General features: G+C 61.0%; 10 protein-coding genes. 1 reads left to right on the top strand and 9 read right to left on the bottom strand.

From position 1 onward, the window contains the following. Positions 1-136: 136 nt before the first annotated feature. From HY962_16130 to ric, 7 genes are all read right to left on the bottom strand, one after another. Entirely contained in the window at positions 137-916 is a 780-nt protein-coding gene (locus HY962_16130) for an ABC transporter permease subunit (protein ID MBI5648459.1), read from the bottom strand. Then, the gene (locus HY962_16125) at positions 913-1,626 is read right to left on the bottom strand and encodes an ABC transporter ATP-binding protein (protein ID MBI5648458.1); all 714 of its coding nucleotides are present in this window, start codon (positions 1,624-1,626) and stop codon (positions 913-915) included. Before HY962_16125 ends, HY962_16130 begins: the two co-directional genes overlap by 4 nt. Continuing rightward, positions 1,626-2,921, bottom strand: coding sequence for a nitrous oxide reductase family maturation protein NosD (locus HY962_16120; GenBank protein MBI5648457.1), 1,296 nt, complete (start codon positions 2,919-2,921; stop codon positions 1,626-1,628). The genes HY962_16125 and HY962_16120 overlap by 1 nt, the downstream gene beginning before the upstream one ends. Further along, entirely contained in the window at positions 2,905-3,945 is a 1,041-nt protein-coding gene (locus tag HY962_16115) for a nitrous oxide reductase accessory protein NosL (GenBank protein MBI5648456.1), read from the bottom strand. The genes HY962_16120 and HY962_16115 overlap by 17 nt, the downstream gene beginning before the upstream one ends. A 39-nt stretch (positions 3,946-3,984) precedes the next feature. Continuing rightward, positions 3,985-5,919 (bottom strand): Sec-dependent nitrous-oxide reductase, encoded by a 1,935-nt coding sequence (gene nosZ, locus HY962_16110; protein ID MBI5648455.1) that lies wholly within the window; start codon positions 5,917-5,919, stop codon positions 3,985-3,987. Positions 5,920-5,989: 70 nt separating this feature from the next. Further along, positions 5,990-6,439 (bottom strand): c-type cytochrome, encoded by a 450-nt coding sequence (locus HY962_16105; GenBank protein ID MBI5648454.1) that lies wholly within the window; start codon positions 6,437-6,439, stop codon positions 5,990-5,992. 39 nt (positions 6,440-6,478) lie between these two features. Then, positions 6,479-7,189, bottom strand: a complete 711-nt coding sequence (gene ric / locus HY962_16100) for an iron-sulfur cluster repair di-iron protein (protein MBI5648453.1) — start codon at positions 7,187-7,189, stop codon at positions 6,479-6,481. 171 nt (positions 7,190-7,360) lie between these two features. On the opposite strand from ric, the gene HY962_16095 reads away from it, so the two are divergent. Then, on the top strand, positions 7,361-8,047 hold the full coding sequence (locus HY962_16095; protein ID MBI5648452.1) for a Crp/Fnr family transcriptional regulator: 687 nt from the start codon (positions 7,361-7,363) through the stop codon (positions 8,045-8,047). Between the two features lie 9 nt (positions 8,048-8,056). Here the strand turns inward: HY962_16095 and HY962_16090 are convergent, their stop codons facing one another. Beyond that, the gene (locus tag HY962_16090; protein MBI5648451.1) at positions 8,057-8,644 is read right to left on the bottom strand and encodes a YfiR family protein; all 588 of its coding nucleotides are present in this window, start codon (positions 8,642-8,644) and stop codon (positions 8,057-8,059) included. Positions 8,645-8,648: 4 nt separating this feature from the next. Then, positions 8,649-10,643, bottom strand: a complete 1,995-nt coding sequence (locus tag HY962_16085) for a TonB-dependent receptor (protein ID MBI5648450.1) — start codon at positions 10,641-10,643, stop codon at positions 8,649-8,651.

The raw sequence follows: 10,643 nt of genomic DNA, 5'->3' as shown, positions 1-10,643 counted from the left end.
GCTCTCCCGCTGTCCCGCTCTCCCGCTGTCCCGCTCTCCCGCTGTCCCGCTCTCCCGCTGTCCCGCTCTCCCGCTGTCCCGCTCTCCCGCTGTCCCGCTCTCCCGCTGTCCCGCTCTCCCGCTCTCCAACGCGGCGTTAGAAATCCTTGCGGGCGAAGATTCGTTCAGCCAGGCCGAGCGGTGCAAATATCCACAGGAGCAATGCGATGATGGACATCACCGCACCCAACGCGCTGCCGAAGAACTTTTCATACACCGCGCCGGTGTAGCCGAGCAGCGCGGAAACATCGTACTGCAGAGTGAGGACGATACGCGCGAGATCGACGGGATTCAGAACGCTGGCCGCGATGGCGATGGGTTCGACGGGATAGTCGCGCAACGCGTGAAAGGCAAACAGCACGACGCCGTCGTAGAGCAGCGAGAACGCGAACCATACGAGCAGGGCGAGACCGATGCCGCGCGTCCTGTCGTGTACACGAAATGCGATGACAAAGGCGATGGCCGCAAAAATGGCTGTGAGCAGCGCTCCGGCCAGCAGCAGCAGCAGTCCGCTTATCCAGCTTTCGGCGGTGCTGTGCAGCAGCACCGGGATTCCCGCGCCGATAATAAAACATCCCGCCACGGTGCAGGTGACCACGAGGTAGGAACTGAGAAAGATGTCGCGCCGCCGCAGCGGCTGTGCAACCAGCACCTCGAGAAATTCGCGCGAGCCGTACACGTGCATGGCGCCGTACATGATGCCGAAAAGCGGAAGGACGATGAGCACAACGCTCATCATGCTCACCTGCATGCGCAGGGCCGTGCCGCTGGCCTGGTACAGGGCTTCGCTGAAGACAAGGAAAAACACCGCCGCGCCAAACACCCAGCGGCTGCGCGCAATGTTCCGGAATTGATACCGGGCAAGGGTGTGTATCATGGACGTTCCTCCTTTTCGATCAGTGCGGCAATCGAGCGTTCGACATCATCGGCCCCCGACGCCGCGTACAGTGCTTCGAGACTGCCGTCGAATACGACACGTCCCTCGTTGAGATACACGATGTGGTCCGCGAGTTCCTGTATGTCGGCCAGGATGTGCGAAGTCAGCAGGACGGTTTTTCCCGCCGCCTTCTCGTGCAGAATGGCATCCTTGAAACGCCGGGCCATACGTGGATCGAGTCCCGCGGTTGGTTCGTCGAGTATATACACGGGCACGTCGAACATCAGCGCCATAACGGCACACACGCGCTGCCTCGTTCCGCCCGAGAGTCCTTTCAAGGATTTGGCCTCGAGTCCCTCGAGCGCAAAACGCCGCATCATGTCGTCGCGGCGTTTTGCGGGTGTGCGACGCAGACCCGCGATCATGTCGAGGAATTCGCCGATGCGCAGGTTCTCGGGGTAATGCGCAATCTGCGGCATGTACGCGATGTGCTCGCGCACACGCCCGTCTCCGTTGATGCGCACGCCGTCGTAGGACACCGTCCCGTGTTCGGGTCGCACAAGCCCGAGCAGTGTTTTCAGCACGGTGGTCTTGCCCGACCCGTTCGGTCCAAGCACCGCCGTGACACGGCCGGCGGCGAAACGAACGTCCACATCACGCAGCGCCTCGAAGGAACCGAACCGTTTCCTGATGCCGTGTAATGCGAGCATTAGCGCACCCTTTCCTTGAGTGTCATGGCGCCGCCCTCGGGACGTCGGAGCAACGGACGCGCGTCAACAAGTGTCTCTGGCGTGACGGAGGGGAAGACGCGCTCGGTGATGTCGAGCAGCGCGATAAAAAAGCTGTTGAGCAGTATCAGCGCGGGAGGGTTCTGTTCCACGATGTGCGAAAAAACGCGCACGGGCCTGAAGGGCGTGTCGCCGAAACCGTCGTGATCGAGATCGTAGCCGCGGTACGCGTCCCAGAAATTCGCGCGGAACAGACTATTGTTGCGCGTGCTGTTGGTGGCGACATCGAAGCTGTTCGCTTCAAAAACATTCGCGGAAAACACGTTGTCGGTGCAGTTGGCCATCAAACGCACGGCCCACCCGTTTGCACGCAGGATATTCCGCGTCACTGTGAGGCGCGCCCCGCCCTCGGCATATATCGCGGCGGTGTTGCGCTCGAACACGTTGTCGTGAATGTTGCTGTCGTAGATGTCCTTCAACAGCAGGCCGTAGGATGCCGGACCCCAGTTATCCCGGAACACGTTCCCGCGCATGTCGACGCGGCGCGTGTACATGACGGCCGCTCCCGCGCCGTTGCGGATGAAGTGGTTGTACTCGTACACGTCGTCGTCGGAGAACATGAAGTGCAGACCGTAGCGGAGATTGTTCTCGCTGGTGTTGCCCCGTACAAGCGTGTGCCGCGTGAATTCGAGATACACGCCGTCGCGGTGACCACGCACAACATTGTCCTCGATGAGGAGCGAATCGCCGTACCAAGAGTGGATGCCGTTCCCGGAATTCGATTCCGTCACCGCCTCACCGACAATGCGGCAGCGCCGCACGATCCCATGGCGCGACCGCGAGAAGTACACACCGAACATGCTGCGCTCGATACGCAGATCCTCGAAGCGCGCCCACATGCCTTTGATACATTTTACGGCTGCACGGTCCTCGACGTAGCTGAGACCGGTCTCCCGCAAGGTGAGTCCGCGCAGGGTGACGTGATCGGCCGTGACGAGAAAGATGGCGCCGCGTCCCTGCGCGTTGATCACCGCCCCGCGATCGCCGAGTATGGTCAGGGGTTTGTCCACCGTGAGCGTGTGTTCCCGATACAATCCCGCCTGCACGAGCAGCGTGTCTCCTGCTGCGGCCTCGGCCAGGCCGGCGCGGAGGGCGCCGGGCGCGGGGCGGATGTGTATACGCGCGGCATGTGATGCCGGCATGCCCGTGTGCAGCAGGGCACACACAACTATCGCCGCTGCCCAGGGCATGAGCCGCGGATCATTCCGCGTCTTCATCGTCCCATTCTTTCGCTACACGCAGGCGGACGCCGGTCCATCGCAGCAGTTCACCACCTTCCTTTTTTCGCGCCTCGCTGAAGGCGGGCTCGTTCTCGAAGGCCGCGAGATGCATACCCATGGGGCTTTGAATGCCGTCCGCGCGCAGATACCAGGCCTTTGCCGCGTCGGTGAAGGTGCCGGGTGCATCATGGCGCATCGTCCACAGCGAGGCGATGTCGGCTTCGTTCACCTTTGCGTCGTTGATGTAGGCCGCGAGACATTCTATCGCATCGAAGACGTAGACCTTCGAGGTGCTGGTGACAAGTTCCGCGGCGAAACGCGCGTCGGTGATGGTCATGGAGCAGTTCGCGCACGCTTCCCTGCCCATGTCGATGTCGCGTGGACCCTGCGAGCATCCCGTAAAAAGCAGCGGAAGAAAACATACCAGCACCGCGGCGGCCGGCACCGGCCCGCGTCCGCGGCGCGAGACGAACCACGCCGCCGTTCCGAGCAGTATCGAGAGTCCCGCGGCGATGCCGCCGAGACCGGGCCACGAATGTGCCGTGAAGTTGAGTATCTGTTCCGACCCGATGAGCGGGGGCTGATAACTCATCCCGGGAATTTTGATGATGGCGCGCGGATCGAGGTCGTGTCCGTAGTCGTATCCCCACTGGTAGTAGTCGACGAGTCCCGCGATCGCGACTCCGAGAAAGAGCAGCACCCATGTCAGCACCAGCCACCGCCTTCCCGCCACAGCCGCGATCGCAGCGAGCAGCAGCATGCCGCCCATGATGGACGGCATGTATCGCAATTCCGCTATCGAATCCGGCTGTATTTTTTTCATGCCGATGTAGTGATTCAAGCCGTTGATGTTGTCGAGATCGTTCGGTTTGACTCCGGCGACGGTATGCAGGTAGATATTCATGCCTATGCCCTCGGGATACTGCGGAGCTTCGAGCGTGATCGACCACAGCGGAAGGAAAAACGTCGTCGCAAGAAGCGCGGCGGCGGCGGCCATAAGAAGACGGGAGGTGCGTGACATGGGTGCTCCTTTCACGGATATATCGGATCTATCTGTCCGTTATTTTTTCAGGCCGTTCGAACTGAGCGGCACCGTGGATCCCGGCGCGGAGACGCGCACGTAGCCCTGCATTTCCTGATGCAGCGCCGAGCAGAAGTCGGAACAGTACATCGGATACACTCCCGCGGTGAGCGGCTTCCACTTGAGCGTCTGTGTCTCGCCCGGCATCAGGAGCATTTCGGAGTTGGCTGCGCCCTTGATGGCGAAACCGTGGGGGATGTCCCAATCCTGTTCGAGGTTCGTCACATGGAAGTACACCACGTCGCCCACCTTCACACCCTCGATATTGTCGGGTTTGAAGTGCGACCGTATCGCGGTCATATACACGTGCACCTCGCCGCCCTTGCGTTCTACACGTGTCTCGCCCTCGCCAAGCGTCACATGCGGATGTTTGCTCTCCATGATCGGGAAGGTCTTGACCGATTTCTCGCGAAGGACATCAGCGGGAATGGCCTGTGCGTAATGCGGTTCGCCGATGGTCGGGAAATCGCTGAGCAGCACCATCTTGTCGCCGGAAATGTCGTAGAGCTGCGCGCTCTGCGTGAGTTCGGGCCCGGTCGGGAGGTAGCGGTCCTTGGTGATCTTGTTCAGGGCCACGACATACTTGCCCCAGGGTTTCTTCGAGTCGCCGCCAGGAATCATGAGATGGCCGATCGAATAATAGCTCGGCACGCGGTCGACGACGGTGAAATCCTTGAGACTCCATTTCACGATTTCGCTCGAGACAAACATGGAGGTGTACGCGAAGCCCTTGCCGTCGAACTCAGTGTGCAGCGGGCCGAGACCCGGCTTCTGCACCTCGCCCGCAAGCGCGGCCGCGTAATTCACGATGGGAATGCCCGCGACATTGCCGTCGAACTTCTGCGCTTCGATGGCCGCGGTCATCTTGGAGAAGGAAAAGACCGGAATCACGGTGGCGAGTTTTCCGCCGCCTACAATCAGTTCACCCGAAGGATCGACGTCGCAGCCGTGCGGCGATTTGGGAGTCGGAAGCAGATACACGAGGCCGGGACAATCCTTGGGATCGAGCATCAGGACCGACTCGAGCATGTCCGACGTGGCCAAGTGCCTGCTCTCGTCGTACACGTTGTGCGCGTAGCGCGCGGGCACCGGACGCGCCTTGCCCTGCGCCACGTACTCCTCGGCTTTTTTCCAGTTCACCGCCGCGATGAAGTCCTTGTCGTTCTGGCTGGCCTCGGCCTCGAGCATGGTGTTGGCCTGCTCGCTGTTGTAGGACGAGAAGAACATCCAGTCGTGCGATGGTCCCTTGCCCGCGTGGGCGAGGTCGTAATCGAAACCGGGCATGAGAATCTGGAACGCGAGTTTCATGTGGCCGCTCGCCTGATCGACCTTGATAAAACTCACCGTGCCCTTGAAGTTTTGCTTGTAGCTGTCGATGGGCACATCCTGGTTGTCGAACATCGGCACGCTGAAACGCGTGCCCGCCACGACGTACTCGGTGTTTTCGGTCGTGAAAGGTGATGAGTGATTGCCGCCCGAGTTGGGGATCTCGAGGATTTCAGCGGTGCGGAACGTCGCGAGGTCGATACGCGCGATACGCGGCGTGTTGTTGCCGTTGATAAAGATCCAGCGGCCGTCGGGCACGCCGTCGGTCATGGAGAATTCGGGATGATGCGCGTCGTCCCACGGGATGAAGCCGTGCGAGGTGTTGAGCATCGGAATGGTCTCCTCGGTGTACCCCCATCCCTTCTCCGGGTCCTGCGAGAAGACGGGAATCACGCGGAAAAGCCGTCCGCTCGGCAGACCGTACACGCTGAGCTGGCCGCTGAATCCTCCTGACATAAAGGCGTAGAATTCGTCGTAGGAGCCGGGGGCGACGTACACGCGCGATGCGGCATCACCCGCGGCGCCGCTCTCCTTGTTGCCCTGGCATCCGTAGAACAGGGCTCCCGCCGCGACGGCGAGCGCCAGCATGGAGTTGGTGTAACGATGGCGAATCATCATGGTTCTCCTGATCGATGTGTGAACGGTGGGAACGCGGGTGTTATTTGTACTGCGGCGCGATGTCGCGGAGGTGCTCGAGCACCGAGCGGGCGTCGGTCTCATTGACCTGGGCGTTGGGCATTTTCACCAGGTAGGTCTGAAGCAGGCAGCGCGCGGTGTCGTCCTTCTGCAGCATCACTTCCGTGTCGAGTATCATGTTCATGATGTACTCGGGTGTGCGGCGGTTGAACACGCTGCCGATGGCGGGACCGACATATCGCTGATCGTATTTGTGACAGGCGGTGCAGATGACCTTGAAGATCTTCTCCCCCTTCTTCGCGAGCGGCGCGTCGACGACACTCGCCAGTTCCACGTTCTGAATCTTCCCGTACACGGGCGGCTTCGGAACTTCCGCCGCCTCGGTTCTGGGCTGCTCGCCGGAATTCCCGCAGGCGGCGAGACATACGAGCGCGGAGAGAAGAGGCATTATTGCGATGTTTCGGAGTGACATATCTGTATCCTTGAAGATGTGGGTGTGGGGATGGTGTGCTCAGGCGCCGGTTTCGTTGCGGAGGGCGCGCGGAAAAAGGATGTTGTTCTCGAGGTGGATGTGCATGTGCAGATCCTTCTCAAAAACCTCGAGTTCCCGGTACAGCGCCGTGTATGTGGCGCAGGCGTCGGGTGGCACGGCATAGCCGCCGCTGAGTGTCCGCAACTCCTCGAGCGCCGCGCCGGCGTCCCTGTGTTCGTGTTCCATCATCGCGATGGGATTGCCGATCGAACCGAATCCGAAGGGCGTCCTGTCGGCGCGCACTCCGCCCTGCGCGATAATCGCCGGGAAAAGAATTCGTTCCTCCTTGAACATGTGCTGCTCGAGTTCGGCGCACAGCGCTGCGACAACCGCGGCGAGGCGCACCGTTTCCGGATGACGTTCGCCGTGCGCGGACGCGACCTTGGCCGACCAGGCGGTGAGCGGCGGCATGGTTCTGCGCAGATACGCATGGTGCGTGTGCAGGATGTGATCGATGAGTAGCGGCAGCGACATGCGCTCGTAATAATCACCCGCCACGCCGCTGCCCGCGCCGCGTACGGCCTCGAGTTCGGCGATCAGATCGTCCGGAGACACGCCGCGCACGGCGCAGGCCTCGGACAGCGAGACTCCGCCACCGCAGCAAAAATCTATTCCGTGTTGTTCAAACACCGCGGCGGCGCGGAAATCCTCGCGCACGATGTCGCCTACCGTTGCCTGTGTCGTATTCATGAAGTTTCTCCTGAGAATCGTTACTTTGTTGACGCGTGTTGAACCTGCTGCATGTTACTCAGATGCTGTATTGCAGAAATTGACTTCTGTCATGTTTCCGCATTTTCCTTCCCGCATCGCACAATTCCTCCCATCACGGCCCGTGTCACATCGGTCACACCACTTCCCGCAATGCAGACCTCGAGCATAGACCTCCTCCGCGGCATTCCCATCTTCTCGGAATTCACCGAGATGGAATTGACCGCCATGGCCGACTGTTCCTGGGTCTCGACCCTGCCCAGGAACTCGCTCATCTTCCGCGAGGGTGATCCATACTACGGCCTGTACGTCGTCATTTCAGGCGCGGTGAAGGTGTACAAACTCACGCAGGGCGGTCGTGAAACGCTTCTGCACATCATCCGCCCGCTGAATACCCTCGCCGAAATCCCCATGTTCCTCGGGGGCGGCTACCCCGCGTACGCGTCGACACTCGAGGAGTCGACGTTGTTGTGCGTGTATAAGGATGGCTTCCTGGCGCTCCTGCACGACAACGCCGAGTTGTCGCTGCGCATGCTCGCGGGTCTGTCACGGCGGCTGAAGGATCTGCGGGATCACGTCGAGAAACTCACCGCCTACGATGTGCGCGACCGTCTCGCGCGCTATCTGCTTGAAGAGAGCGCGCGCGGAGGAACACTCGCGGCCGAACGGGCCGTGCGGCTAAACGTGTCGAAAAAACTTCTCGCCGCGCAGCTCGGCACGGCTGTCGAAACGCTCTCGCGCGCCTTTCACCGGCTCGAGAACGAGGGTCTCTTGCGCATCAGCGGACGTACGATTTTCCTGCCCGACCCCGAACGGCTCAGGCGCAGTATCGAGGATTGACACCGCGATTTAACGCTGCACCACCCGCGCGATATTGAGAAGTTTGGCGCTGAAGTCGGCCCCTTCGGCGGTGGCCGCGGCGAGGTTGACGATGATCTGCGCGCGGTTGCCGGCGGATTCGAGTCCGACCGCGATGCCCTTCTCCACATACTCCGGGACGCCGGTGAGACTCAATATTCCTCGCCTGCGCGTGGCGTCGCTCAGGGCGCGTATGTCGATGAGCCGCAACGGTGTCACGTACACGGCGTCGAGCTGCGGTGTTTTAATGGCGCTCTCCACATCGCCCAGATCGCGGATCGGCAGCGGCACAAAACGCAGGCCCTGTCCCCCGCTCTGCACCTGCTGCACATCCGCCGCGTGCTGCAATTCCGCGGCGAGTTCCGATGAAATGCGGACGTTCTTCTGATAGAGAATGCCGATGACAAACTCCTGGCGCGCGGGTTTTGCCAGAGCCCTGTCGAACGTGAGGATGCGGCTGAAGAGAGACACCTGCATGTCGACGGGTATCTCCACCTCCTGCGCCTGGAGAAGCCGCGGCGTGAGCGGCACGAGGAACACGGCCGCGACGAGGGCGAATGAGAATACGGTTCTTCGCATGATCTCAGCGTCCGTAACTCAGCGAGAAATGTATCGTGCGGCCGAGCTGCGGGATGGCGTATTGCCGGTAGTCACGCGTCGCCGGATGTGAGTAGGAGGCGTCAAAGAGATTCCGCACCGACAGTGCCGCGCGCAGGCCTCCGAGGATAGGCGGCGACGAGAGACGCAGGTGCACCAGGAAGCCGTTGTCGCTGCGTGTGCCGTATTCCGTCAAGCGGTCGGATTCGTACGCGCATTCCGCGGACGCGGTGCACACGCCAGGGATCGGGAACGCGAGACCCGCGCGCAGAAGAAACGACGGTGAATTCGTCAACTCGTCGTCGGCATCCCCCTGCGTCGCGCGAAGGAGCGATGTGTTTGCGTACGCGAGCAGGCCTCCCGTGAGACGCGCCTGCATTTCGGCCTCGACACCGTAGGAGAAGGCCGAGCCGATGTTTGCGTAGTACCGGGATGTATCGGAGGGATCTTCCACATAGTCGATCAGATTGTGCATGTGAAAGACAAAGGCCGAGGCGCCGAAACGGAAGCCCGCGCCAAGCTTCTGCTCGTAGGTGAGATCCATGGTGCGGATAACCTCGGGCCTGATGTTGGGATTGATGCGCCAGCGTGTGCTCGCATCCTCATTCGCGCGTTCCGACACGTTCGGCGCCCGGAAGGCCTCGCCGTAGAGGAACTTGAGTGCCGACGAGGGCGCGGGATTGTACACGAGCACCACACGTGGCGAGAAACGGCCGAGCCGCTGCGTAAGGTCCTCGTCGCGGCGCACACCGAGAAATACCGCGAAAGATTCGGACCAGCGAAATTCCTGCTGCATATGCGCCGCTGCGAGAGAGTACGGCGCGATGACATGGTTGTACACGCCGGCGGCATCGCGGAGCACGTAAAAAGCGAGCGGAGTGCGTGTGAACGACAGTCCCGCGGTGAATCGCGCGGAAGCGGTGACATCCCAAAGATACTGCGATTCGGCTGTGTACCACGCGCAGTCACCAACATCGTCCTGCAGCAGGTCGTATGGATATGTCCCGTAAAACCCGACGTAGTCCGCATAGGCACGGAGTGAAAGCTCGTGACCCATCCCGAGTCCGACCCTTTGCGTGGCTTCTACATACGCGCGGTTTTCAATGTATTTCGCACGTGAATCGTTGAAGACCATGTCCCACGCTCCCGTGGGGATTCCTGTTTCAAAACGGCTGAACATTCCCGATATCCTGCCGTCACCGACGGAGATGGAGGCGCGGGCACCCGCGTTACGATCCCAGTCGAGTGCGTGCGCGATGCCGTTGTTTGTGGACGGGTCGTCGTATTCGGGAAAATACACATCGGGTCCGTCGCTGCGTCTGTAGAATCCCGACACAGCGAGCTGCGTGCCGTTGTCGAAGCGGGTGCCGTAGCTCATCGACAGACCCGCTTCGCCATAACTGCCCGCATCCATCGAGAGACGCAGGCCTCCCAGGGCGTGTCCGCCCTTCGTTACGACATTGACAACTCCCAGCATCGCTCCCGTACCGTACACGACAGAGCTTGGTCCGCGCAATACCTCGATGTGCGACACATCCCGCATGTCGATGCCGAGCTGCCACTCAATGCCCGCGCCACCATAGTAATTTTCATTCATCGGGTGTCCGTCGACAAGGATGAGGATGCGGTTGCTGTAATCTCCCGGCCGGCAGAAACCGCGCACACCCACATTGCCGAGATAGCGGTCGTCGGTGATATACATGCCACGAATGGTGGCCAGGGCGTCGAGCAGTGTAGCATAGCCGAACAGCGAGATGTCCTCCGCCGACACGATGCTGAGCGATCCCGGCGCATCCTCGCGCTGCTGCAGGTACCGCGAGCCGCTGCGGATTTGAATTTGGGACGACGGAACATTGAGTTCCGTTTTGAGAAGGGAATCCAGCGCGCTCTCCTTTCCCTCGTCGCCCTGCGCGGCTGCGTCGATGGCAATACATGTCAGTGCAAAAATCGGCACGAGAAACACGCGGATGCTGCGGGTCAT

Source organism: Ignavibacteriota bacterium, assembly GCA_016218045.1.
Lineage (GTDB): Bacteria > Bacteroidota > Ignavibacteria > SZUA-365 > SZUA-365 > JACRFB01.
Note: the sequence above shows the minus strand (reverse complement) of the source record. Positions and strands in the feature narration are given on the sequence as shown.

Bases quoted from the DNA above. Each gene is read 5' to 3' on its own strand.
- HY962_16130 (MBI5648459.1), bottom strand. From the start codon at position 916: ATGATACACACCCTTGCCCGGTATCAATTCCGGAACATTGCGCGCAGC.
- HY962_16125 (MBI5648458.1), bottom strand. From the start codon at position 1,626: ATGCTCGCATTACACGGCATCAGGAAACGGTTCGGTTCCTTCGAGGCG.
- HY962_16120 (MBI5648457.1), bottom strand. From the start codon at position 2,921: ATGAAGACGCGGAATGATCCGCGGCTCATGCCCTGGGCAGCGGCGATA.
- HY962_16115 (MBI5648456.1), bottom strand. From the start codon at position 3,945: ATGTCACGCACCTCCCGTCTTCTTATGGCCGCCGCCGCCGCGCTTCTT.
- nosZ (MBI5648455.1), bottom strand. From the start codon at position 5,919: ATGCTGGCGCTCGCCGTCGCGGCGGGAGCCCTGTTCTACGGATGCCAG.
- HY962_16105 (MBI5648454.1), bottom strand. From the start codon at position 6,439: ATGTCACTCCGAAACATCGCAATAATGCCTCTTCTCTCCGCGCTCGTA.
- ric (MBI5648453.1), bottom strand. From the start codon at position 7,189: ATGAATACGACACAGGCAACGGTAGGCGACATCGTGCGCGAGGATTTC.
- HY962_16095 (MBI5648452.1), top strand. From the start codon at position 7,361: ATGCAGACCTCGAGCATAGACCTCCTCCGCGGCATTCCCATCTTCTCG.
- HY962_16090 (MBI5648451.1), bottom strand. From the start codon at position 8,644: ATGCGAAGAACCGTATTCTCATTCGCCCTCGTCGCGGCCGTGTTCCTC.
- HY962_16085 (MBI5648450.1), bottom strand. From the start codon at position 10,643: ATGACCCGCAGCATCCGCGTGTTTCTCGTGCCGATTTTTGCACTGACA.